Genomic DNA, 22745 nt, shown 5'->3' with positions numbered 1-22745 from the left:
TCTATCAAAGTCATTCCTTTTCTTCCTCACTTTTGTATTCTAAAATATCCCCTGGTTGACAATCCAAGGCCTTACAAATTGCATCTAAAGTAGTTACTCGGATTGCTTTTGCTTTTCCGTTTTTTAATATAGAAAGGTTAGCCATTGTTATTCCAACTCTCTCTGATAATTCTGTAACGCTCATTTTTCTTTTTGCCAACATCACATCAATATTAATTATAATAGCCATGTTTTTCACCTCAGACCGTTAAATCATTTTCAGATTTGATATCAATTGCTTCTTTTAATAGTTTTTGAAGAACCGCAGCGAATACAGCGATAATCAGGGAAGCAAATATCGGGAGCATTCCGATGAGAATCAGGCCAGGCGCATCGTCTATCTCTGCGATGACATAAACAAATGGCAGAATCACCACATACAATCCGCTAATTGTTAATGCGCAAAATTTAATATTCTTTAAAGCCTTCACAGACCATTCCGAAAAGGCCCGGTTGTTGTCAATAAAGCTTAAAAGTTTAAACGCCTGATACAAGGCAATGAAATATGGTATTAACGTTGCATACATACCTACTAAAATAGGGTACAGAATATGACCATAATTCGGGTTTGCTGGATTGTCAGCTAACCAAATCGCCCCAAAAATCCCCAAGGCAAGTACTGGTAATCCAAGTAAAAAAACAGCTATCTTTAGAAACAGTGTGGAAACTTGTTTCATTAAAAACACCTCACTTCATTATTTTCAAAATTTATTTTAACACCAAATTTATCGTTTTACAATAAATATTTGTTCTTTTTGCATCTGTTTTTATTGAAATGCATTGTATAAAGTTTTTTGCTTTTCTGTTTCTGGATAACTTTATGGGATCTTTATTGCTTGTTCAAATGGGATAAATATAGGAGCAACACATATACATAAGAATGAAAAACGGAAAAGAACGGGGGATTTTTTTGAAAGATATAACTGTAATTCTGGCCCATTATTCTAATCTAGCAGCAATCCGTAAAGCTTTAGCGTCTTTAAAAAATATTGACTCTAGATTAGATTCTATTATTATTCTCCATGAACAGGCGATGTCTTTAAATACGATTCAGAATGATAGTAATGTTAAGCAAATTCAATCTATTCCCTTGCAAGAGAATGACCTTGGGAAAACATTGAATAATTTGATTCATAAAATCCACAGTTCTTATGTATTGTTTCTGCAGCATACGGATTACCTTTCCCCTGCTGTTCAACCTGAATCCCTGCATCTTTCCCAAACAGATCCCTTTTTAAAGACCCTCTACCGTAACCGAAATATTGCTGTCGAACACCCACTGTTGGTGTCTACTGCTTTTCTTAAAAGGCAACAATTTTTAACAAACTTCCAGTTGCCGTTTAAGGAGGCTCTTTTTCCAGCCTGGCTTTTCGATAAACCAAGTCCAGAGAAGTCATACAGAGACAATTTTGTCCTACAGTCAAGAAAGAACAGTTCTGCTAATAACATGGAAAAGCAAAAATTTATGCAGAAGTACCAGTTAAATAAAAATAAAACAGCAAATCCAAGTCTATCCGTCTTGATTTCTAATTATAATATGGAAAAATATGTGGAAACCGCAGTAGCTTCCTGCCTGCTGCAAAATGAACAGCCGGAACAGGTACTAATCATGGATGACGGTTCTACAGATAACTCCTACCATCGGCTCCAGCAATGGAATGATGGAAAGCTCGTAAAAGTGTTTTCCAAGAAAAATGAGGGCAAAGCAATTGCTTTTAACCATTTATTGCCCCATGTAACGTCGGAATTCATATTGGAGCTTGATGCGGATGATTGGCTGGACCCGGATGCCATTTTTGTTATTAAAAGCCATTTGGCAAATCTCTCGGAAGAAGTAGCCGTTTTATATGGCAACCTTCGAAAATGGAAACAATCAGCAGAAGATGTGCTCTTTAAAGGGGTAAAGAAGGGGAAAATTATCAACGGAAGAACGGACTTGCTCTCCTATCACTTTCCGCTCGGGCCAAGAATCTACCGAACTTTAAATTTAAAAAGAATCGGAGGTTTTCCAGTAATTTCATATAAAGATGGAAGGCTTTACGAAGATGTCAGTGTCTTAAACGAATTAATCAAGAAAGATCGATTCCAATACCGTGATTTCACAGTATATAATGTGCGGGAACATAAGGAAAGCATCACCCAAACGAATCTCCCCAACTGGAATGAATATCTTAAATCACTGAAATAAAAGAAAGAGAAACGGATATCTGCAGGCTTTTTAAGTTTTCTATATCCCATGGTATTTCTTTAATCCAAGAAATTTTTTTTAAAATATCTTTTAACAAAGCCAGCTACTTAAAATATATGAATTCTGCAGTTCATATCAATCATTATTTTTTCTTTAAGTTATTTGCCCTTCAATTTTAAGTATTTTTTCATACAATATAATAACAATTTTATCTAGAAGAAATTAACTATAAATAATAAATAGTAAATTTTTCTTATCTCATCAAAAATGTATAGGAACAAAAATAAACCCATTAAAAAATTTATTCTATTCAGAAAGAAGGAACCTATATTATGAAACCAAATGAGAAGATTATTTTGTGTTATGGTAAAACGAGTTTTACTCCTGGGCGTTATTTAGAGGATGGATTAAAATCAATCGGCGTAAAGGTCGATGTATACGAAAAAGAAATTGATTTTAGTAAAATTAATATTTCTGAATATTTAGCGGTTTTATTTGTAGAAAGCCCATCAAAGCCACCTGTTATTGTTAAAAATATAAATTTAGTTAAAATACCTAAAATTCTTTGGATACATCATGGGGAAAATCGACTACACACCAATTTAAAATTGGAGAGTTTTTACAAACCTGATTTGATTTTGATGGCACATTCACTCCATTTATCTGATAAATTTTCTGCTCCCGTAAAATTTTTTCCTTTTGCTATGGCTAATGATATTTTTAACTGCTCAGTAGATTTAAAGAAAAGAAAATATGATGTTTCCTTTGTAGGAGGAAAAAATCCCAGATACTATCAAGAAAGAAAAAAAGCTTTACACATTATTAAAAGGCAGTTAGCAAGTAAATATAACTTGTCCCTTGATTCTAATGTTTATTTAAATCAATTGGCTGAACACTATGGTAATTCTAAAATTGTGATTAACCACACTGCAGACCATATTAAAAGCTTGAATATGAGGATCTTTGAAGGAATGGGATGCGGTTCTTTAGTACTTACTGATTATGTCGCTGGTCAAGAACAGTTATTTGTCGATAAGCAACATTATGTAATCTATAAAGATCATAAAGAATTAGTTGAATTAATTGACTATTATTTGAAGCATCTTGATGAAGCACAAAAAATCGCTAGTAATGGTTATCGCTATCTTTTAGGGAATCATACGTATGCTCATAGGGCGCGAGAACTTATCGAAATTATTAAGAAAATGTCAAAATAATAAAAGGATAATTTTTTCACCCAGCTACCAGATTATAATTAAAATTAATTTCATAATTACTTCTCTAAAAAACTGAAAACATTCGGTATTTTAATGTTCTGTTATTAAAACTACTTTACAGGCTATTTTCAATTTATTAAATGACAAGAAGTAAATAGACTCGTGTTTGGTTTCCCGCTTCTCCCTTCACCCTATTTTCATACACTTTGCCTCTTGAAAAGGAAAACAGCTTTTCTTGCATGCGTAATTAAACCAAGAATGCTTTCCTTACCGACAGGAGTTAAGTCGACCCAACCTTTAAGACCATATTTGGTACCTTTTGGACACATGCTCACACAAGCATGTGTTCCTATCTTGCTAGATACCGATTCGATTTTCTTCAAGATTTAATGCATTATAAACTAACCTCTGCGGAGTAATTATGATGGCCGAGAATTCAAGATGGATAATACCTTCTATGAGGAGTGCAAATTTAATTTCTCCTCAAAAAGGAATGCTATCATGCGTTTTATAGGATGTGAATAAAGTAAATACAATTATCTCAAACCATAAAAAAACAGATGAAACCGCGCCCAGAATGGTTTAAATAGTTATAACACCTAAACTCGCTAAACCGTGGGGGGTTCATCTGTATACTATTATCCAACAAATGAATTTATTTTCACGCGCATCTTTTCGTTAATTAGGAAATTGAGAACGACTGTCCTTGGTAATCGAATGTTTGACGAATGAGCATTTGATGTGTTTATTAGAACAACAAGAGGAAAAAATAATTATACCGTTATGGTGTCTCAAGACGATACCTTCTATTTAATGGTTTAAGATTCTTGAGAGCCAAGGGCTTAATTTAAGAAATTAACTTAATTATATATACAGGTTATTAAGAAATGGTGTTACTATTAAAGGGTGATAAACCTTTTGTACCCTTTCATATTTATTAATAATGGCCTCACTGTTTCGCTCAATTAATCTTACCTTTTTTAATACTTCATTCTCTAAATCGGACGAATTAGTGGATAAAACGTAATTCTCAAGATTCAAAGATTGAGAAAGATCAAAAGCCTTAAAACGATACCCTAGAGCAATATATGGAACATTAGCAGCTAATGATAATAAGTTGGGATGAAGCTTAAAGTTTATAGTCAAAGTGCATGTTGATAAAAGTGAAATAAGTTCTTGTTCTGTATATAATGTTGTATCAAGAGTAACGTTTTTTCCATCATTAATCTTATTAAACAATCTTTTACAGGCAGGTATGTCTCCTTTCCATACGGTATAAATTAAAATTTTATACCCCCGATTTTTAAGTCTCTCACATATATTAATAAGTTTCTTCTCTAATATCGGTTCATTTCCATACAAATTATTTTTTGCCGTTCCCCAATTAATCCCGATTATTTTTTCCTTTTTCTCTTTCTCTATATTAATATCTGATTTTAATAACACACCTGGATCTCCAATTATTTGAATATCCTTTTCATTTACACCTAATAATTCGAGAGCTTTTTTAGTTAATGGTCCTCTAACTCCCCCAAAAGAAGCACCCGAAAAGACTTCTCTTAATAATAGCGCATCTTCATAACTGAAAATTTCATTTAAGGCAGGGGATTCCCCCTCCATCATCATATTCAATTTTTGTTCTTTAATCCTATCAATTCCACTTCCCCAAATGATAACTTTTTTGTTCATCGTAAGAGCTTTGTGAAGTATTCCAACATAATATGGAGTTAATAATGAACCTCCACCTAAAACAACTAAGTCATATTCTTCTATATTATTAATATCTACGCTTGGAAAAGAAGGAATAATAGTCATTTCACTTTCTTTAAGGTGTTTCTTACTAAGATTTTCAAATATATTCCATAATAAATCATCACCTAAGTTTTTGAATCCAATCCAACCAATATAAAGTACTTTCTTCATAACACAGTTTCTCCCTTTTAAGCTTTATTCCGACATAAACAGGATACCCTGGTTATCAAACCAGGGTACTTTTATCCCTCTATTCTCCCAAATTGGTAAGCTCATCTGGTTTTTATTCTATGCTGCTGCAGGGAAACGAATGAAATTGATCGAATTTAAAGGAATAATTAATCTGATATCAATTCCATAGCTTGAAATACTAATAATAAAAATCAAACCTCCGATTACCAGTGAAAGCGTACCTTCAATCAAATTGTTATCGGTAGCGATTTCAACTCCCGCTCCGATTCGAATAGGAAGTTGATCAATAAGTCTATCTTGAAACATCTAAACTCCTCCTTTACATTTTATTGACCAACAAATTCAATTTTGTCAAGTGCAACAAGTACTTGTGAACCAGTTTCTTCGATTATCACAATATAGTCCTCAAGAACACCGAGTAGAGTTCCGGATATTGTGTCAAAAGGAGTAGTAACTTGCACTGGCTTATTTACTAAACCTTGCAAGATTTCTCTCATTTTTGTTGGGTTACCAGGATTCCCCGGTGTCCCTCCTCCACCGTTGCCGATACCCAAATCCAGATTAAAATCTGCGGCAAGTCTAAGCAGTCCAAGTAAATCAAGTGAAAAACTATTACTTAGCGAGCTATCAAGATTTAAGTTGCTGGGGTTAAGGATATTTGCGATATTAGCGGTGTTAGCATCATTAGTGGTAGTGTTATTAGTGGTATTAGTGTTGTTAGCATCATTCGTGTTATTCGTATTGTTTGTGTCGTTTGTGCCGAGAGCGTTGTTAACTGCGTTTTGGGACAAGAGATTTAGCAACCTTATTAATTTTTTTTGTCGTTCTGTTAAATTAACCAAGCTTATTCATTCCTTTCCATGATGTTTTTGGGACGCCTGTCTTATTAATAAGGAAACCCGCCATAATAGGGAATTTTCTTTTCCTTACAGACAGCTCACATCCCCTTACTATGCATTTCTTTAAAACACTTCTTTACGTTGTTCTTTAAATACGTCCATACCAATAAATTACGAGGAGAAAGGGGATGCAGGAACCATTCATTGGATATTTCCGCTTATTATCGATTAGTAGTGATTTCACATACTGACTGGCGTTATTGAATTTTGTATTACTTTTATATTTGCATTGACCCCCTGCATTTATCACAATGTTTGTCCTAGTATAAAGCTGCATTTACTATCACAGTGTTACTTTTGTGGCATTTCTCAATTCGAAGTCAGTATTCATAAAGGTTTTTCCCCTTTAAATTAAGCTACTTATAGGAAAAGACTTTATCAGAACAACGTCCCTATGACTTTCCAGTTAACCCTCCTTTCTTTTAGTTATTAAATAATTTATGTTATTTTAATCCGTAAGATTGTACACATTAACTAGAATAGTGTTTTTCCAAGAATAAAGGGCTGGGAAAATACCAAGAAAACCTAATTAATAGCGAATTCCCACTTGTCGCTCTTTTCTACTTCAAAAAGTTGAGATGAGAAATATCCCCTTCCTATTTGACGGTTACTGAATCAAACAAGCCAATAAGACTGCTTATCTACTATTAAAAGAGTTGCATTTATTCTCATTTAAAAATCTAAGCTTGCCAATTCCAAGTCTTCTTCTTTAGCTTAGGGCACTCATGAGTTGGCACTAAAATTGGCGCTTGGAGCTGGACGTAGATATTTTTTCTATAAATAGTTCCCCACACGCAAACAATTTTATAATTTCCTAACCAATTAAAAATTTCTACCCATTTTTGTTGAATACAGAAATCATAGTAAAACGTCCATACCGGTTCCCTAATAAAGAATATATTGAATAGCATACAGTATTAGTGGATTTTTAATCTTACAAATAATGTTTTTGTTTTCGTATATTTATTTTAAAAGAAAGGAGAATCACAATGTCCCAACCAAATCTCCCAAACTTCACGCCCAATATATCTTTAACAAGAGATGATGCAATCAATCTGCTATTAGCCTCCATCGCGATGGAAGAATTAGGGCTTTCTCATATACTCAATGCGGAGGGTGAAAAGATCCAGTATGCATTAGGAACCATCCCGGGACTCACTACACCAGCAACACTCCCAGAAATACTTGAAGTAAACGAAGCCGTTCAGGATATGCTGGCTGCCGCTATGAAAAAAGAATTATTGCTAGATAATAAGTTGAAACAAGTAACTAGTATTATTCCTGATGGAGGAACTGGAACTACGGGACCTACTGGGCCTACAGGACCTACCGGCGCTACTGGTGCTACGGGACCTATTGGGCCTACTGGCGTTGCGGGGCCTGCTGGCGCTACTGGGCCTACGGGACCTACCGGCGCTGACGGACTTCCTGGACCGACTGGTGCTACTGGACCTATTGGGCCTACCGGCGCTGACGGACTTCCTGGACCGACTGGTGCTACCGGACCTATCGGGCCTACCGGCGTTGCGGGGCCTGCTGGCGCTACTGGGCCTACGGGACCTACCGGCGCTGACGGACCTATCGGGCCTACCGGCGTTGCGGGGCCGGCTGGTGCTACGGGACCTACCGGCGCTGACGGACTTCCTGGATCGACTGGTGCTACCGGACCTACGGGACCTACTGGCGCTGACGGACTTCCTGGACCGACTGGTGCTACCGGACCTACAGGACCTAACGGCGCTGACGGACTTCCTGGACCGACTGGTGCTACTGGACCTATTGGGCCTACCGGCGTTGCGGGACCGACTGGTGCTACCGGACCTACTGGCGCTGACGGACTTCCTGGACCGACTGGTGCTACTGGACCTATCGGGCCTACCGGCGTTGCGGGGCCGGCTGGCGCTACGGGGCCTACCGGACCTAACGGCGCTGACGGACTTCCTGGATCGACTGGTGCTACTGGACCTATTGGGCCTACCGGCGTTGCGGGGCCGGCTGGCGCTACTGGTGCTACTGGTGCTACGGGACCTACCGGGCCTACCGGCGCTGACGGACTTCCTGGATCGACTGGTGCTACTGGACCTATCGGGCCTACCGGCGTTGCAGGACCGGCTGGCGCTACAGGGCCTACCGGCGTTGCGGGGCCTGCTGGTGCTACCGGACCTACGGGGCCAACTGGACCAAATGTGGCCGGGAACGGCTTCTCTGCATTGAGACCAGCATTGACTGTATCAAGTTCTCAACAAATAGCTGGGCCCTGGACCACAACAGCGCCTTATTATAGTAATCCTAACTTTAATCCAACTACCGGTATTTTCACAGCAACTGTAACCGGCCGTTATGCCATCACGGCAACACTAAATTATCAAACAACCGCCGCGTTGACAGCCAGTCTGGGAGCAGGCGTAAACCCATCACTCTCTATTCAGCGTATTACACCGGCACCTACAAATTTAATTTCCGGATTATTTCCTGTTCTGAACGTTAACGTTGCCTTACTTCTTACTCTAAGAGCAGTCTTAGGTAACGGAACGGTAACCTTATCAGGGGAAGTCGAATTAAATGCAGGTGACCAGATTGGGTTATTCTATGTAGCAAATGGGTTAACAATCGGATTAAACCTCGGTGGCGGCGGAACAGGTATTGTCTGGTCTGTTCACCAAATTTTATAATTTCTTTAGGCTGGAGTGTTTTTGTACACCTCCAGCTTTTTTCTTCTTTATTATTAGACAGTCACCCAATTATGGAACGGCATAACGAGGTTAGCCATACGATAATGGTACGGCAGTAGTTATATGTCTACCAAATAAGGGGGAAGCGATTTGTCACAATCAAATATCCCAAATATCACACCAGAAATCACTATCAATCGAGCGGATGTCATTAATTTATTATTAGCTTCGATTGCTTTTGAAGACCTTGGTTTGGCTCATATCATTAACGCAGAAGGAGAAAAAATCCAATATACATTAGGTACTTTGATAGATTCTCCTGAAACGTTTCCAGAATTAAATGACTTACTTGATATAAATGAAAGTGTCCAATCTACGTTGGAAATGATAATAAAAAAAGAAATAATACTGCATACAAAACTTAAAAATATAACGGAAATAATTGATTAAAAGATAAAATACTTTCATTTAGACTTACTTGCAAAATACTGGGAGGAAATATTATGTCAATGCCAAATATCCCAAATATCACTCCTGTTATCTCACTAAAACATTGTGAAACAATAGATTTACTATTGTCTTCCATTGCTTTAGAAGAAATAGGATTGTCTCATATTTTAAATGCAGAAGGAGAAAAGCTTCAGGCGTTCCTAAAAAATCCACACCACTGCTTAAATGATTATCTTAAAATGAACGACAGCATCAATAAAACGTTACGGACAATTGTTAAATCACAGATGCTCCTTCAATTTAAACTGGAAGATGTCGCTGCTTTAGATGAGTCATGCGAACGTAATTGTAAGTGTAATGATAAAAAGTCAAAATCCAAAGAGCGGGGGTGCAGTAATAATTTCTATGAAGAAATGGGTTACCATTCTTCATCAGATTGTCATTGTAAAAAATGCCGCGAACACAAACCATGCTCCGATGAATAAAGGGGGAAGGAGAAAATGATGTGCAGTGATTCAGCCATAGAAGAGAAATTACATGTATGCGAATTGAATTATAACGCTTTCACACACATTTTCTTGTCTTTCCTCACAGATTATTATTATTTGTTCTATGAAAACAGGAGGAAAATATCCGATTCAGAAAAAGAAAAATTTGAAAGAAAGCTGCTTTTTTCCCTCTCCTTACTTGAAAAAATACATTACCATTTTTTTCAACAAACAGACTCGTTTGAAAATATTTCTTATTATGCCAGTACTATTGATGCACCTGATGATTCCCAAGAATACATGAAAAATAAAATCCGGAAGCAGATTCTTGACCTTAAAGTACAACTCCAACAGCACCCATTTTCTTTCGAATCACATAAAAGACGATGTCTAGATACTTTATATCTGCTGTCAAGCTATTATCCCAAAGTTACCATTATTAGGGATACTCCGCCCCTTCGTCCTTGGCTATCTATCCCGCCAAATAAGTAAAGCATTTTTATAAAATCAACTTCCCAGACCAGGAGGAAAATGAAGTGAAAACAATACCAATGATTACACTATGTATGATTGTCAAAAATGAAGGAGCCTTCCTTGAAAAATGTTTATCCAGCGTACAGGATTTTGCAGAAGAAATTATTATAGTCGATACAGGTTCTACTGATAACACCATCGACATTGCAAAGAAATTCCATTCAAAAATTTTTCATTATCCATGGGATCAACATTTTGCAAATGCAAGAAATGAAGGGTTAGCTAAAGCAACGGGAGAATGGATATTATGGCTGGATGCAGATGAATGTTTAGATATACAGAATCCGGAATTCTACAAGGAAATATTAAAAAACAAGCAAGCTAATTTGCTGTTTCTGCCAATAACCAATTTTATAGGGGAACACTTAGATGCTCTAAATCACGACTCCTATACCCACCACCAGCCCCGCTTATTCCGCAACCACCAAGGTATTCAATTTATTAACCGGATTCACGAAACATTAGATGGAGAGCCCGAGAAGCTGACAACAGATATAATCGATATGCCTATCCTTCATTACGGTTATATTGATGAAATAACAAAAGCCAAAAATAAATCCATCCGCAATAAAAAGATACTGAAATTGGAAGCAAAAAAGGAAATGCACAGTCCTTGGGTTGAATATCATCTGGCCAGCGAGCACTATCGCCTTAAAGAATATAAACTGGCGCTTGAATATGTCAATCAATCTATTTTTAATTTTTTACTGATTGGGAAAAAACCTCCTTCCGTTCATTATAAGCTGAAATACGACATATTAATTCAGACCAACAGCATGAATCAGGCACTGCCAGGTATCGAGAAAGCGCTGCTTCTTTATCCGGATTACGTTGATTTACATTTTTATAAAGGATTGATTCTCCTTCACCAATCGGATTACCAAAACGCAAAAACATGCTTTGAAAAATGCCTGGAGCTCGGCGAACATCACCCTGACTATTTAATTCTTAAAGGTGTCGGAAGTTTCCGAGCTATGCACTATAAAAATATCTGTTCAGAGAAATTAAAAGCAACAGACGATGGAGAGAGAAGTTGAAACATGTTATATAGGCTGGTTGCATCAGCCGTCTATCCGCATCTATGCTAGCTTTATACTTATGAGCACTGTGCTAAAAACCTATTAAATTGGAAAAAGGATTCCAATAATCCTTTTTCCCGTTTTTATAACTGTCTATTTCAAATTCATTTTCCCCTCCTTTTTTCACAAATTATCTCAGCTGTTATTTTCTTTATATTCTTTAAAGAATCTTTCATTGTATTGCACCTGGCTATCATATGGTCGGTAGAATTTTGCTTTTTGATGATGTTCTGCAGCTAAATCTTTCTCTCCTATCTGCCAATAACAAACACAGAGCTGCAAGTGCGGGTACCAGGTTGCATAGCTGCGTTGTTGAAATCCCTGGTGGTCTCCGAGTTCAATTTCTGCTGCCAGCCGATACCAAATAATTGCTTTTCGAAATAGATTCTTCTCCTTATATAAATCCCCTATTCGACAGGAAACTTCAGGCCGTGGAACATCATAGGCAATGGACAGCGCAAGTGCCTCAATCTCTTTTTCCGCATCCCCTAACATTCGGTAACATTCTGCCATATTTATACACGCACGAATCTCATCTTCCACCCAACCTTTTCTTGTTGCTAAAAACTCATGGTAATAACTAACCGCTTTCTGATAAGAACGGTGATCTTTTAATTCATTTGCATAATAAAATAAATCTCTTGAACTGAATTCTTCTCCTTTTTCCAATCTTTTTTCATAAATTTTCAAATTCCAATCATTCGCTGTAACGGTACCGGATTTATCGGCCTTACGATGTGTCACAGCAATATCTGATGAAATAATATTCCCATATACCTCTAAATACTCATGAACAGGACCTATCCACTTAAAGTTACGATCACGTTTTACCAAGCGATTTCTTCGATAGCTAAAGGTTGGATGACCAAATTCATCGAAGGCAATATGATACAGCATGGAAACAGCATCAACCGAATCATCCAGCTCTTCTTTCAGCTTTTTAAACTTTTTCTGGTCTTCCTCTTTTAAAACGTCATCCGCATCCAGCCACAATATATACGGTAAGGTTGCTTGCTCAAAAGCAAAGTTTCGTGCAGCTGAAAAGTCATCTATCCATTTGAAATCAAGGACTTTATCCGTATACTCACGTGCGATTTGCTTCGTTTTATCTGTTGATCCTGTATCGACAATGATGATTTCATCAGAGAGTGCATTTACACTATCCAAACATTGCCGCAGCACCTCCTCTTCATTTTTAACAATCATACAAAGACTTATCTTTACCATATCTACACCACCAATAAACAAGATATAGTAATATATGATGCGAAAAAGCAATTGGAAACATTGAACCTCTCATGACGTAAATCATAAGTGTACTCAGCCAGATTACGGAATGCTGCAGGACATCCATCTTTTTTGAATAGTTGCACACACGGAAAGAAAAGGCGAATAGACTGGGTGTAGGATGAAAGGAGGTTTACGGATGTCTTTTCACAATCCATATTCGCCTGGTTGGCATCCTTATCGTCAAAACCAGGGCGATAATATCCAACAAGATGAATATCAAAGTCCATTTAGCAGCAACCAAGCGCAGAATACAGGTACAGAACCGCACATTCAAGGTGCCAATTATGGTTCAGGTACGTCACCAGGATATACACTCCCTGCCCAGTCTACAACCAGCCAACGGTCAGGAAGCAGTCCATACAAAACCTATCCGGCATACCCTGCCAGCTCTTATCATGGTGCATCTTCAGATATGCAATACATGATGCACATGATGGTTAATCTCAGGAAACAAATGGATCAGCTTAATCAATTAATTGCACAGAATAATCAGTTGCTGCAATCATTGCAAAGCCAAGAAGATACGAAATGCGTTCAAGGAAGCGGCGGCGGAGCAGTGATTGTACGAATGTAATAAAATCGGTTGAATTTCTTAAAAGTTTAACTACCGGCGGCCGCTTCAATTGATTATTCAATATAGAGGAATTTTAATCCAACCTCCCAGGAAAAGAATCCATTTTCGAACAAAGCTTTTTTCAAAATAGATTCTTTTCTTTTTTATTCTTTATTTCAATGATATCGCCAGTCCTTCAGGAAGTCTGCATATCTCTCCGCCCCTTCCCTCTACTGATACAAATCCAAGGTTTTATTTCCTCTCAAAAGCCGGACAGCAGATACATCCCGTTGCTAAGAAGAAACCCTCCTTGCATATAGTTTATTCCTATAGCAAACGATACATTTTTACAATTACCTTATAACCTCTTTTTCATGATAACATTCTGTTTAATCATTACATTACGAAAAAGAGAGGGAGTTTTTTAACATGCGGACGGTTCAAACAACACAGGTTTTAGGGAACAGTAAATTCAATAAATTTCATCTGCTTATTTTTCTTTGGTGCTTTTTCGCCATTGCTTTTGATGGGTTTGACGTTGCTATTTACGGAATTGGTCTGCCATTAATGATGGAAGACTTTGGAATCAGCCGAGTTGAGGCTGGAGCAATAAGCAGCTATACCCTTGTCAGTACTATGGTTGGCACTTTTCTACTGGGTTCGATTTCGGATCTTATCGGGCGAAAGAAGGCGATAGCTATTTGCTTAGCTCTATTTAGTATTTTTACCTTCTTAGCTGGCTTTACGCAAAACGCTACACTATTTATGGTTATGCGTGTAATCGCTGCTTTAGGGCTGGGCGGAATAATGCCGATTCTGGTAGCTATGATGGGAGAGTATTCCCCTGTGAAGAAGCGGGCATTAACGATTGCTACGATGTATTGCGGCTATTCTATTGGGGCGATTATCGCTTCATTAATCGGAATGTTTTTAATGGAGATGCTTGGCTGGAGATTGTTATATTGGATTAGCATTATTCCCCTTTTGGCTTTGCCATGGTTCCTAAAACAATTTCCAGAATCTGTTTCCTATTATCTATTACGGAAAAAAGGCGATAAAATTGCAGAAATCCTTAATAAAGTGGATCCTGACGGTAACTATCAAGGCACAGATAACTTTGAATATGACACGTTTACAGAAGGCACTAAAGAATCACCCATTAAAAAGGTCTTTTCAAATAAAAGAACCAGCAGTACATTGGCATTTTGGATTGCCGTCACTTGCTCCATGCTGGTTATTTCAGGATTAACAACCTGGCTCCCGCAAATAATGGTTGACTCAGGACACGGCCTTACATCCAGCTTATCCTTTAACCTCATGCTGGCAGTCGGCCAAATTTCCGGATCCATATTCGGCGGCATATTGGTCGGCCGACTGGGGCATCGTTTTGTATTAATTGCTATGTTTTTTACCGGAGCTCTATGTTTTGTTTTATTAAGTGTCACAACAAATTCTCTGTTATTATATTTTATCATTACATTAACGGGGGCTTGTACAGTTGGAACACAAAATTTAGTCAACCCGTATATTTCCGAATTTTATCCAAGGGAAATTCGTACGACCGGATTAAGTATAGCTGTCGGTGTTGGAAGAATTGGAGGAATTATGGCACCAGTAGCCATTGCCTTGTTACTGACATCTAATTTAGACCCGCAGCATGCATTTATGGCCTTTGCAATACCGAGCCTTCTTGGCGCTATTTCCTTTATCACCGTTCGAGAAAAACATGCTAGCTTTGACCAGGTGGTGTCAGTGAAGAAACCGAAAATAGCATAACCACTATATTATATTTTATTCAGATGCGTTCTTTGAATACATGCTTACCTTTTAAATATGTATTTTGTCAAAAGTCTATGAAGACCCTAAGCACTGCGCTTAAGGTCTTTCCTTCTCTTCTACACTCTTTTTTTCCTATTCATACTTCCTTTCACTTTGGGAAGCATCCTTCGTTTTCGTCTTTTTCTTCTCATCCCGCGCTTCTATTTTTAAATCTTCCATCGGGATATCATCTACAAATTTTTGTTCCTTCTGTTCATCCAGCTTCGTTCTTCTCTCTATATGCCCATTTGGATTTTCGTCCTTTACAGAACGCTTACTTTCATTACCCATTCATATTTCACCTCGCTGTCTCTTTTTACTTCTTTTCCTTCCTATTCGTATTTCTAAACATGTATCATATAAAAAATTCTTCTCGGTATAAAAGTACGAGTAATAAATATGAATAAGTATAGCAAATCTGTCAAAAATACAGATGTGTACATCATTACACACATTTTTTTGTGGTCTGTGGTAACCACGGTTGCCGCCACTTAAAGAGCTTGAATTTTAATCTGCCTTGTCCAAACAACTTGTTTAAGCAGAGGAGTGATTCAGATGGGTAGAGATGAGCATAAGAAGAGAAAAAATAATTATTTATCACAAACTCCTAAAAATCAGATATCAGATGGGATAGATGTCGAATTTTCAGATGAGTTTGCTGATGCGGATGATAGGGTAGCTCAAGCAAGAAGTCGAGCTGCCGATAAACGAGCACGCAAAAAATAAGCAGTACGAAGCGATTCAATTTAACCATTGAATCGCTTCGTCATGTTGACTTACCTTTATTTATTCGCATATTTCCATGGTATTAGGAAAAATTATACTTAGGAGGAGTTCTATGGAGCCTGGTTTTTTATCAATTGAGGAGTTTAATGCATTGATTCAACAATGGAGCGGAAGAACGATTAAGATTACAAAACATGAAATGGATGATGTCGATCAAACAGTAATGAATCTGCGCAATATATCCTATGGCCAGAACACGCGCAGACTCGATGATTATGTACCGAAACACAGCTTACTTTTACACGGAGACGGCCAAATTGAAACATTCACTACAATGAGCAACGAGCCGCTTCCATCATCCAATTATGAAATCCCTCTCCAAGATAATTCCCTATATGAATTTAATGGGGAGAAATTTTTTATTACTACTGATCGTGGGGTTTATAGGATTGAGTTGGCTTAAAAACTATAAAGGGCTGTAAATAGCCCTTTTGACTTTTTTAATAAAAGAAAAATCTAAGTTATGCATAGGGCTCGCTCAACCACTTTAGATGTATTACAACTTTAAAAATTCCGATCCAAGGATGCTCATTCTTAATCGGTCAACAAATCCATCACCTCTTTTTCGATCTTCTCGCAGAATGCCTTCTTCAACAAAACCAGTTCTTTTATAAGATGTAATCGCCCTTTGGTTATCGATATCTACCCTTAACCATATTTTATGGAGATTTAATTCTTGAAATCCCCAATGCAGCATAGCCATCAAAGCAGCCATCCCATACCCTTTCCCCCAAAAAGTTCTTTCCCCAATCGTAATTCCCAGTTCAGCCTGTTGATTGAATGTATCTATATTTTTTAAATCTACCCAGCCAATATGCTGTCCTTCCCCCGTTAAAATAGCTTTTTGTTCATAACCGTTTGATTTATCTATACATTTTTGAATCCAACTTTTTGTCTCTTCCATAGTGAATGGCGGATAGGTATCTGGAGCATTTAAATATCGCGTAACCTCTTTATCTAAGCACCATCTGTAACGATCTTCTGCATCCTCTAGGTTTAACTTTCTTAATTTCACTTCCGGCAGTTTACCATGCAACGATTCAATCCCTCTCTTGCGGTTGTAGCACTTTGAACTATATAAGAGCAGACTATTAAACTAGCGTTCTGTTTCCGACATAAGAAGACATCTGCTACAATTAAACTAATTAATAGGATATTGCTTTCACTCGCAGTAATTTCCGATAGCCAGAAAACTTCCGCTTATCAGAAGTGTTAACAATAGAAACAGATTATTGAAGTAAAGGAAGGAAAACCAATGATACATAAACAAACAAAACGACCTATCGTACTTATTTCCCTCGTATTATCTATGTTTATGTCGGCTATTGAAGGAACAATTATTGCTACAGCGATGCCTAACATCGTGTCCGATTTAGGCGGATTCACGTTGTATAGCTGGGTCTTTTCCAGTTTTTTATTAATGCAGGCAGTCACCACGATGATATACGGCAAACTCGCCGACTTATTTGGCCGCAAACCAATCTTTGTTATCGGTGTCGTTATCTTTTTGATTGGTTCATTATTATGCGGATTAGCGGAAACAATGACTGCCCTTATTGTCTTTCGGTTTATTCAAGGGTTAGGTGCCGGTGCTGTCCATCCGATGGTAACAACCATGGTCGGAGATATGTATAATTTAGAGGAACGTGCCAAAGTGCAGGGGTATTTAGCAAGTGTCTGGGGAATTTCCTCCGTTGCCGGTCCACTTCTGGGAGGAATCATTGTACAATACACTGATTGGGCTTGGATATTCTGGATGAATAGGCGGGGACAAATTGGGCTTGGCTGTCACCGGAAACACTCGGACTGCTCGGACTGTTTGCCATTTGCATCTCCTTATTTATTTGGCAGGAGAAAAGATGCACCGTACCAATGATGCCTTTATATTTATGGAAAAACAAATTAATGGTCGTTGCCAATATCGCTACCTTACTCTCAGGTATGATTATTTTAGGCTTAAGCAGCTCCCTTCCTACCTATGTACAGGGAGTCATGGGAGAGTCGGCGCTTGTAGCCGGTTTTACATTGAGCACCTTATCCATCGGCTGGCCAATTGCATCTACTGCTGCCGGACATTTGGTACTCCGGATTGGCTTTAGAAAAACAGCATTTCTTGGCGGTATTGCATTATTTGCCGGCACATTTCTCTTTTTCCTGCTTGATGCAGAAAAAGGACCCATTTATGCCGGTTTCAGTTCTTTCATTGTTGGAATAGGTATGGGACTGACTTCTACAACATTTATCGTTGCCATTCAAAGTAATGTATCTTGGCAAGCAAGAGGATCGGCTACATCTTTAAATATGTTTATGCGTGTTATTGGCAGTGCGGTTGGTACTGCTCTGTTAGGCGGCATTCTGAACTTGCGCCTGCAGCAATATTATCAGCGGCAAGCGATTGATGGGGATATACCAAATACAGATGCGGTCTTAAATGAAGGTATGAGAGAAACACTTTCCCCTGATACACTAGCTTTGATGCAGGAAGGGCTAACTCATGCATTTCATACGGTATTCTTAGGCTTATTTTTAATTGGTACATTAACCTTTATTATTCTGTGGTTTTTTCCGAAAGATACAATACCTAATCAATGAATTTTTCTTTTCCCGACAGTTCAATATCAACTATTTGGACAATAATATCAGCGGAATACTCTTAACCAGTCCTAAGTAACCCAACCGTAAATTCCAGAAAAAGCAGGAAGTTCCTTTCCTGCTTTTTCTGTGGTTCTTTTCTTTATAAGCCGTGACCCTAATCTGGTTAAGGGTAATGTGCATTACAATAATCAGGAACCAGCCAAGAATCTTTGTATCGATTATTAGCTAGAGCTGGGGGAAATCTACTTCTTTTCTGCTTGTTATTTCCATTCCATTTAGTGCCTGGGTAGCTAACCGGTCTGCTTCCCGATTTTTGTTCCGCGAAATGTGCTTGTACTCCGGGGAAATTCCTAACTGATTGATTTTATTTTCAATTCGATCTGCCCATTTTGACAATTCTTCTTCATAACATGGCCATTCTCCCCTTAATTGATTCACGACAACTTGGGAATCACCATGAAAAGAAACAGGCAGATGGTGAACACCCAGTTGCTCCACTTCCGACAGTGCCAGGTGTAATGCAGCGTATTCCGCTTCATTATTCGAAAGAAGCTCTTCCACCAATGCATTTTTTCGTATGCGGAAAAATTTATCATTTTGTTTATAATAGATGGCACAACCCAACCCGGAATTGCTTGATTCAGGATTGAATCCCCCATCAAAATAAACTTTCACATCATGCGGCTCTGTTTGAATCTCTTCCATCTGCTTGCGTAGTTCTTTTAAACTCCACGTATGCTCCTGAAAATCGATGAATACAATGCCTTTTATACGTCCGGTTTTCTCCATATCCTCAACGATTTTTAAAGCTTTTGACGCACACATTTCCTCTGAGGTAAAATCTGCAACAATCCCTTTCGGTGTTTGGTATGTGCATTCCATTCGTACTTTCATGGTTTTGCCTCCGGTTTATATTTTGGGAAACGAAAAGATTTTTTCTTATTTTTAATAGTATTAGTATTCCCATGTAACAGTGGATAATTCAACAGTCCGAAGCAGGCGTTTCACATCTTGAGATTAAGTGCGAATAAAGGAAATTATCTGGAAATTAACGCTTTTAAAAGGGCACGTGAGAAGTCTACCCAAAAACAATTTTTTTCTTGGTTGCATCCTTTTTATTTTCTGCAGGTGTTGTTTCAGCATTTTTATGGTTAAAAATTGAAAACGAGTCTTTATCTTTTGCATTTGGGCTTCAAATTGGAAGTATGAATAATTCAGGATCTCTATTTGAATTTCCTAAATAATTGATAATGGTAATGAATGAAAATAAATCTGTTATGAATACAGTGTCTAGTTAATTATCACAAAACAGGCTTATTTTGTTTCTTCCTATAATCTATTGTAAGGAAGATAATCAACAGCAGTAAAAGAATAGCAACTGATAAGGGTATAGCCCATAGATGCTCTCCATCTAAATAAAGTCCTAAAATCATAGTAACAATTGCAATTACTGGTGCCATAATATAATAAGACGTTGCATGATAGAACCAGCCATAAGGGAAAAGGTGTGCTCCTGTTATGATTGCAAAAAATAGAATCGCATTCTCTGGAGTTGTTATCATTCCAAAAAATAGAATTGGAAAATAGATAAGCTGAGCTAAATTAAAAATCAATCCCAAATTGCCAAGTGGATTCCCTTTTAACTGCCAATCTGCTTTGATCACCGCAGACATCCCAATAGATAAAGGAAACATAATTCCTGTGGAAATAAGCATGAATATGTTTTTTTGCTGTATGTCCACAGGCAATAAAAATATAATTGTAATAATTGACCAAATAACAGTGGCTGATAATAAAAATCCTATCCCATTTTTAGCTCTAACCGATAATTCATTTCTTATTTCATTCAATTTCAAAAACCTCCCTCCTCTACTTTTCAATTACTTTCATAAATGAAATTATACCACTTAGAAACTTTTTTGTATCAAGGCTTATAGAATAATAACTTACTATAAATCAAAAGGATGAATTATTCATGAATTAAAACTGGATCGTGTTCCAGTTGATTTTATGGATGAACTCCTTAATATATTACCAAAAAGGAATAGCGATACGCATTATTTTCATAAAGCCTCGTCCCAGGCGAAAATTCAGATAATATTTTAATCTCAATGCATCTCGAATAATTGACTATACGACATGAAATGAAGAAACAGGGAAGTAATAAAAGGATATTATGACCTTTTTTCCTCTTGGGAAAGCTGTTCAATTAGAACTCAGATATGTCTGGATACTATGTTATATAATGTTTGGTAAAAAGATAATTTAATCCTTTGGAGAATAATCAATAAGGGAATGAGCATTTTAAAGGTAATTAGACTGGCCTTTGTCGTGATTAGCTCCTCTCGCTCATCTTGCGTGCTAAATTCCCCTTTTTTGTACTATATCCTTCGTTATTCTTTTTCTTCCCATACCAAAATCGGGCCATGCGAAAAATAATAAACCAGCCTAAAAATAAAAACCAAAAAATACTGAAATCAAAAGAAAAAAGGATTGGACCTTTTATTTACAATAGCAGTCAGAACGGTTTGAATCATTGCCACTGTCGCGAACAAAATAAGTATGATATTACCAATTTGTTCGAATATAATTTTCTTCATAACAGAATCACTCCTTTTCTAAATAAAAAATAGCGTGAATATCCGTTCCCACACAAAAATTTAACGGCCGACCGCCGGGCACTACCTTATAATAATAGGTTTGCTTTTTTAATTACATGCTTTGTTTTAGCTAGTTACCATGAATGCGATAAAGTTAAATCAGATACATCATGTAATAAATCATAAAAACTGTAATGAAAAAAGTATCAGCTATACTCCGAAACCAGACAATCCTTGTTTTTGCCAGTTGTTCTACAGTATAGTTAAACATGGCATGATAAACATCCATGATGATAAATATTCCTAAAAGACAAGCAATGAGTATGTTGCTAGTTAGATTAAAAGCTATTAAATAGATAAGCCAGCTCCTAAGAAATGCAAAAATTAAAGTAAAAAGATTCACTGATACACTTTCTATCCTTATAAATATATCTTCTGGATATATATCTTGTAGGCTTTCTTTGATCTGTTTATACTCACGCAAATACGAAATATTAATATACATGAGTATGCAACAATAGATGATGATAAACGGTGCTTGATTTGCTTGAACAAATTCTACCATAAGAAATCCCCCTTACCCATGGTATTTAATTTTTGAACTGATATTTCCCTTTTATCTCTAATCAGCCAAATTAAATCTTGCCTCGCCTCCATTTATCATCCATGGACCCAGAGGTATTTTTACTTCAGTTCTTGTTATTATCGAAGTCCGGCTTTTTGAAAAAGCACAAATAGCTAACACTTAATAAAACAATACCTAAAACAAGTTCCCATTGTATCGTTTCGCCCATTGTTATACTGTAAAAAATAAGTCCTGTTATGCTTAGTACGAAAATCACATCTGCTATCGTGTTTAAAACTTTAAATGTTTTATTTGAAATAATTTCCGCCATTGCATTTGTCTCCTTCTTTTTTTAATAGCTATTTTTCTAGTTCAACGTATATAAACAAAAGTTCCTGTCTGATTTTCTCCTTTACCCCAATCCCTATTAATGTATCTTCTGTGAACAATTTCGATACCTCCTTACCCTTCATTTATTTTCCGATTACGAAAAATACCATAAACAGCCAAAGTTAATGTAAAAAAACATAATACTATGAAAAAAATAGCACCCGACCTATTATCATCATAATGGCGGTAAGCTGATAATCCATTTGCCAATGTATTGATGAATAAGGCGACAATAATAAGCGGATGTATCTTTACTTTTTTCATGATGAATCACCTCTTGTTATAGGATTCTATTTATCTCCGAACTCTGCTCCATACTTTCTTCAAAAAATCCACCATTGTTTAAAGCTTCCGTTCTTTTATCTTCTACAGCTAACTGATTAATTGTTTTTCTTTTGCCATTTGCAACGTATTCTCTAAGATACTGTGCTCCATTAATTCTTTTCCTTGATATACTTTTGATTCGGATAACGTATAATAATCCATTCCCTTTCCTGCTTCAACCGCCTTGCGCATTATTTCTTTTGCAGCTACATTCATATCTTTTCGCCTCCTGATATGGTAAAAGGCTAAATACTACCCTTTGTTCTTTTTACCGGAATTGGATGGTATTTAGCCTTTTGTATGCTGAACTAAGT

The 22745-nt window shown here is 37.1% G+C and carries 28 protein-coding genes; 13 read left to right on the top strand and 15 right to left on the bottom strand.

The window, feature by feature from the left end; all coding sequences use genetic code 11:
- Window positions 1-10 precede the first annotated feature (10 nt).
- Both KI343_RS00380 and KI343_RS00375 read right to left on the bottom strand, forming a co-directional pair.
- Window positions 11-229, bottom strand: coding sequence for a helix-turn-helix domain-containing protein (locus KI343_RS00380; RefSeq protein ID WP_212924445.1), 219 nt, complete (start codon window positions 227-229; stop codon window positions 11-13).
- Between the two features lie 10 nt (window positions 230-239).
- On the bottom strand, window positions 240-716 hold the full coding sequence (locus KI343_RS00375) for a DUF2975 domain-containing protein (protein WP_212924444.1): 477 nt from the start codon (window positions 714-716) through the stop codon (window positions 240-242).
- Between the two features lie 233 nt (window positions 717-949).
- Here KI343_RS00375 and KI343_RS00370 point away from each other — a divergent pair, with 233 nt between their 5' ends.
- The gene (locus KI343_RS00370; protein ID WP_212924443.1) at window positions 950-2227 is read left to right on the top strand and encodes a glycosyltransferase family 2 protein; all 1278 of its coding nucleotides are present in this window, start codon (window positions 950-952) and stop codon (window positions 2225-2227) included.
- A gap of 332 nt (window positions 2228-2559) precedes the next feature.
- Complete coding sequence (locus KI343_RS00365) at window positions 2560-3444, top strand: CgeB family protein (RefSeq protein ID WP_212924442.1); 885 nt, start codon at window positions 2560-2562, stop codon at window positions 3442-3444.
- Between the two features lie 864 nt (window positions 3445-4308).
- Here the strand turns inward: KI343_RS00365 and KI343_RS00360 are convergent.
- The 3 genes from KI343_RS00360 to KI343_RS00350 form a co-directional block, all read right to left on the bottom strand.
- Window positions 4309-5367, bottom strand: coding sequence for a polysaccharide pyruvyl transferase family protein (locus KI343_RS00360; protein ID WP_212924441.1), 1059 nt, complete (start codon window positions 5365-5367; stop codon window positions 4309-4311).
- Between the two features lie 117 nt (window positions 5368-5484).
- On the bottom strand, window positions 5485-5694 hold the full coding sequence (locus tag KI343_RS00355) for a hypothetical protein (protein WP_212924440.1): 210 nt from the start codon (window positions 5692-5694) through the stop codon (window positions 5485-5487).
- A 20-nt stretch (window positions 5695-5714) separates the two neighbouring features.
- Entirely contained in the window at window positions 5715-6230 is a 516-nt protein-coding gene (locus KI343_RS00350) for a DUF2642 domain-containing protein (RefSeq protein ID WP_244856629.1), read from the bottom strand.
- 1046 nt (window positions 6231-7276) lie between these two features.
- Here KI343_RS00350 and KI343_RS00345 point away from each other — a divergent pair.
- The 5 genes from KI343_RS00345 to KI343_RS00325 all read left to right on the top strand — a co-directional run bounded on the left by KI343_RS00345 (window position 7277) and on the right by KI343_RS00325 (window position 11468).
- Window positions 7277-8959, top strand: a complete 1683-nt coding sequence (locus KI343_RS00345) for an alpha-helical endospore appendage domain-containing protein (RefSeq protein WP_212924439.1) — start codon at window positions 7277-7279, stop codon at window positions 8957-8959.
- A gap of 150 nt (window positions 8960-9109) precedes the next feature.
- Window positions 9110-9409 carry an alpha-helical endospore appendage domain-containing protein gene (locus KI343_RS00340; protein WP_212924438.1) on the top strand — a complete coding sequence of 100 codons (300 nt, stop codon included), beginning with the start codon at window positions 9110-9112 and terminating at the stop codon, window positions 9407-9409.
- 53 nt (window positions 9410-9462) lie between these two features.
- Window positions 9463-9894 carry an alpha-helical endospore appendage domain-containing protein gene (locus KI343_RS00335; RefSeq protein ID WP_212924437.1) on the top strand — a complete coding sequence of 144 codons (432 nt, stop codon included), beginning with the start codon at window positions 9463-9465 and terminating at the stop codon, window positions 9892-9894.
- A 15-nt stretch (window positions 9895-9909) separates the two neighbouring features.
- Complete coding sequence (locus tag KI343_RS00330) at window positions 9910-10389, top strand: hypothetical protein (protein ID WP_212924436.1); 480 nt, start codon at window positions 9910-9912, stop codon at window positions 10387-10389.
- Window positions 10390-10433: 44 nt separating this feature from the next.
- Window positions 10434-11468: a glycosyltransferase gene (locus KI343_RS00325; RefSeq protein ID WP_244856628.1), complete on the top strand. Its 1035-nt coding sequence runs from the start codon at window positions 10434-10436 to the stop codon at window positions 11466-11468.
- Between the two features lie 177 nt (window positions 11469-11645).
- On the opposite strand, the gene KI343_RS00320 is transcribed toward KI343_RS00325, so the two are convergent.
- On the bottom strand, window positions 11646-12737 hold the full coding sequence (locus KI343_RS00320) for a glycosyltransferase (protein WP_212924435.1): 1092 nt from the start codon (window positions 12735-12737) through the stop codon (window positions 11646-11648).
- Window positions 12738-12936: 199 nt separating this feature from the next.
- Between KI343_RS00320 and KI343_RS00315 the strand changes: the two genes are divergently transcribed.
- The gene (locus KI343_RS00315; protein WP_212924434.1) at window positions 12937-13374 is read left to right on the top strand and encodes a hypothetical protein; all 438 of its coding nucleotides are present in this window, start codon (window positions 12937-12939) and stop codon (window positions 13372-13374) included.
- Between the two features lie 408 nt (window positions 13375-13782).
- Window positions 13783-15129: an MFS transporter gene (locus KI343_RS00310; RefSeq protein WP_212924433.1), complete on the top strand. Its 1347-nt coding sequence runs from the start codon at window positions 13783-13785 to the stop codon at window positions 15127-15129.
- A gap of 135 nt (window positions 15130-15264) precedes the next feature.
- Here the strand turns inward: KI343_RS00310 and KI343_RS00305 are convergent, their stop codons facing one another.
- Window positions 15265-15462, bottom strand: a complete 198-nt coding sequence (locus KI343_RS00305) for a hypothetical protein (RefSeq protein WP_212924432.1) — start codon at window positions 15460-15462, stop codon at window positions 15265-15267.
- Window positions 15463-15726: 264 nt separating this feature from the next.
- On the opposite strand from KI343_RS00305, the gene KI343_RS00300 reads away from it, so the two are divergent.
- Both KI343_RS00300 and ymzB read left to right on the top strand, forming a co-directional pair.
- Window positions 15727-15897 carry a YfhD family protein gene (locus KI343_RS00300; protein ID WP_212924431.1) on the top strand — a complete coding sequence of 57 codons (171 nt, stop codon included), beginning with the start codon at window positions 15727-15729 and terminating at the stop codon, window positions 15895-15897.
- 112 nt (window positions 15898-16009) lie between these two features.
- Complete coding sequence (ymzB, locus tag KI343_RS00295) at window positions 16010-16360, top strand: protein YmzB (RefSeq protein WP_212924430.1); 351 nt, start codon at window positions 16010-16012, stop codon at window positions 16358-16360.
- Between the two features lie 93 nt (window positions 16361-16453).
- Here the strand turns inward: ymzB and KI343_RS00290 are convergent, their stop codons facing one another.
- Window positions 16454-16993 (bottom strand): GNAT family N-acetyltransferase, encoded by a 540-nt coding sequence (locus KI343_RS00290; protein WP_244856627.1) that lies wholly within the window; start codon window positions 16991-16993, stop codon window positions 16454-16456.
- 219 nt (window positions 16994-17212) lie between these two features.
- On the opposite strand from KI343_RS00290, the gene KI343_RS20440 reads away from it, so the two are divergent.
- The gene (locus tag KI343_RS20440) at window positions 17213-17833 is read left to right on the top strand and encodes an MFS transporter (protein WP_306432528.1); all 621 of its coding nucleotides are present in this window, start codon (window positions 17213-17215) and stop codon (window positions 17831-17833) included.
- Window positions 17830-18549 carry an MFS transporter gene (locus KI343_RS20435; protein ID WP_306432527.1) on the top strand — a complete coding sequence of 240 codons (720 nt, stop codon included), beginning with the start codon at window positions 17830-17832 and terminating at the stop codon, window positions 18547-18549. Before KI343_RS20440 ends, KI343_RS20435 begins: the two co-directional genes overlap by 4 nt.
- A 228-nt stretch (window positions 18550-18777) precedes the next feature.
- Here the strand turns inward: KI343_RS20435 and KI343_RS00280 are convergent, their stop codons facing one another.
- The 7 genes from KI343_RS00280 to KI343_RS00255 form a co-directional block, all read right to left on the bottom strand.
- Complete coding sequence (locus tag KI343_RS00280; protein ID WP_212924429.1) at window positions 18778-19446, bottom strand: ribonuclease H family protein; 669 nt, start codon at window positions 19444-19446, stop codon at window positions 18778-18780.
- Between the two features lie 407 nt (window positions 19447-19853).
- Window positions 19854-20408, bottom strand: a complete 555-nt coding sequence (locus tag KI343_RS00275) for a DUF7010 family protein (protein ID WP_212924428.1) — start codon at window positions 20406-20408, stop codon at window positions 19854-19856.
- 621 nt (window positions 20409-21029) lie between these two features.
- On the bottom strand, window positions 21030-21152 hold the full coding sequence (locus KI343_RS20290; protein ID WP_280530099.1) for a hypothetical protein: 123 nt from the start codon (window positions 21150-21152) through the stop codon (window positions 21030-21032).
- Between the two features lie 154 nt (window positions 21153-21306).
- A complete protein-coding gene (locus KI343_RS00270; RefSeq protein WP_212924427.1) occupies window positions 21307-21717 on the bottom strand; it encodes a hypothetical protein in 411 nt (136 codons plus the stop codon).
- 124 nt (window positions 21718-21841) lie between these two features.
- Window positions 21842-22048: a hypothetical protein gene (locus KI343_RS00265; protein ID WP_212924426.1), complete on the bottom strand. Its 207-nt coding sequence runs from the start codon at window positions 22046-22048 to the stop codon at window positions 21842-21844.
- Window positions 22049-22179: 131 nt separating this feature from the next.
- Window positions 22180-22371, bottom strand: coding sequence for a hypothetical protein (locus KI343_RS00260; protein WP_212924425.1), 192 nt, complete (start codon window positions 22369-22371; stop codon window positions 22180-22182).
- Window positions 22372-22479: 108 nt separating this feature from the next.
- Window positions 22480-22647: a hypothetical protein gene (locus KI343_RS00255; RefSeq protein WP_212924424.1), complete on the bottom strand. Its 168-nt coding sequence runs from the start codon at window positions 22645-22647 to the stop codon at window positions 22480-22482.
- Window positions 22648-22745: the final 98 nt, after the last annotated feature.

The sequence above is a fragment of the Oceanobacillus sp. J11TS1 genome, from assembly GCF_018333215.1.
GTDB lineage: Bacteria > Bacillota > Bacilli > Bacillales > Amphibacillaceae > Oceanobacillus.
This window is presented reverse-complemented; position numbering and strand designations above follow the sequence as displayed.

Coding starts and splice junctions, on each gene's coding strand:
- KI343_RS00260 (WP_212924425.1), bottom strand. CDS start 22,371: ATGAAAAAAGTAAAGATACATCCGCTTATTATTGTCGCCTTATTCATC.
- KI343_RS20290 (WP_280530099.1), bottom strand. CDS start 21,152: ATGAAGAAAATTATATTCGAACAAATTGGTAATATCATACTTATTTTG.
- KI343_RS00355 (WP_212924440.1), bottom strand. CDS start 5,694: ATGTTTCAAGATAGACTTATTGATCAACTTCCTATTCGAATCGGAGCG.
- KI343_RS20440 (WP_306432528.1), top strand. CDS start 17,213: ATGATACATAAACAAACAAAACGACCTATCGTACTTATTTCCCTCGTA.
- KI343_RS00310 (WP_212924433.1), top strand. CDS start 13,783: ATGCGGACGGTTCAAACAACACAGGTTTTAGGGAACAGTAAATTCAAT.
- KI343_RS00300 (WP_212924431.1), top strand. CDS start 15,727: ATGGGTAGAGATGAGCATAAGAAGAGAAAAAATAATTATTTATCACAA.
- KI343_RS00320 (WP_212924435.1), bottom strand. CDS start 12,737: ATGGTAAAGATAAGTCTTTGTATGATTGTTAAAAATGAAGAGGAGGTG.
- KI343_RS00330 (WP_212924436.1), top strand. CDS start 9,910: ATGATGTGCAGTGATTCAGCCATAGAAGAGAAATTACATGTATGCGAA.
- KI343_RS00345 (WP_212924439.1), top strand. CDS start 7,277: ATGTCCCAACCAAATCTCCCAAACTTCACGCCCAATATATCTTTAACA.
- KI343_RS00305 (WP_212924432.1), bottom strand. CDS start 15,462: ATGGGTAATGAAAGTAAGCGTTCTGTAAAGGACGAAAATCCAAATGGG.
- KI343_RS00265 (WP_212924426.1), bottom strand. CDS start 22,048: ATGGCGGAAATTATTTCAAATAAAACATTTAAAGTTTTAAACACGATA.
- KI343_RS00360 (WP_212924441.1), bottom strand. CDS start 5,367: ATGAAGAAAGTACTTTATATTGGTTGGATTGGATTCAAAAACTTAGGT.
- KI343_RS00365 (WP_212924442.1), top strand. CDS start 2,560: ATGAAACCAAATGAGAAGATTATTTTGTGTTATGGTAAAACGAGTTTT.
- KI343_RS20435 (WP_306432527.1), top strand. CDS start 17,830: ATGATGCCTTTATATTTATGGAAAAACAAATTAATGGTCGTTGCCAAT.
- KI343_RS00270 (WP_212924427.1), bottom strand. CDS start 21,717: ATGGTAGAATTTGTTCAAGCAAATCAAGCACCGTTTATCATCATCTAT.
- ymzB (WP_212924430.1), top strand. CDS start 16,010: ATGGAGCCTGGTTTTTTATCAATTGAGGAGTTTAATGCATTGATTCAA.
- KI343_RS00380 (WP_212924445.1), bottom strand. CDS start 229: ATGGCTATTATAATTAATATTGATGTGATGTTGGCAAAAAGAAAAATG.
- KI343_RS00375 (WP_212924444.1), bottom strand. CDS start 716: ATGAAACAAGTTTCCACACTGTTTCTAAAGATAGCTGTTTTTTTACTT.
- KI343_RS00280 (WP_212924429.1), bottom strand. CDS start 19,446: ATGAAAGTACGAATGGAATGCACATACCAAACACCGAAAGGGATTGTT.
- KI343_RS00255 (WP_212924424.1), bottom strand. CDS start 22,647: ATGAATGTAGCTGCAAAAGAAATAATGCGCAAGGCGGTTGAAGCAGGA.
- KI343_RS00315 (WP_212924434.1), top strand. CDS start 12,937: ATGTCTTTTCACAATCCATATTCGCCTGGTTGGCATCCTTATCGTCAA.
- KI343_RS00335 (WP_212924437.1), top strand. CDS start 9,463: ATGTCAATGCCAAATATCCCAAATATCACTCCTGTTATCTCACTAAAA.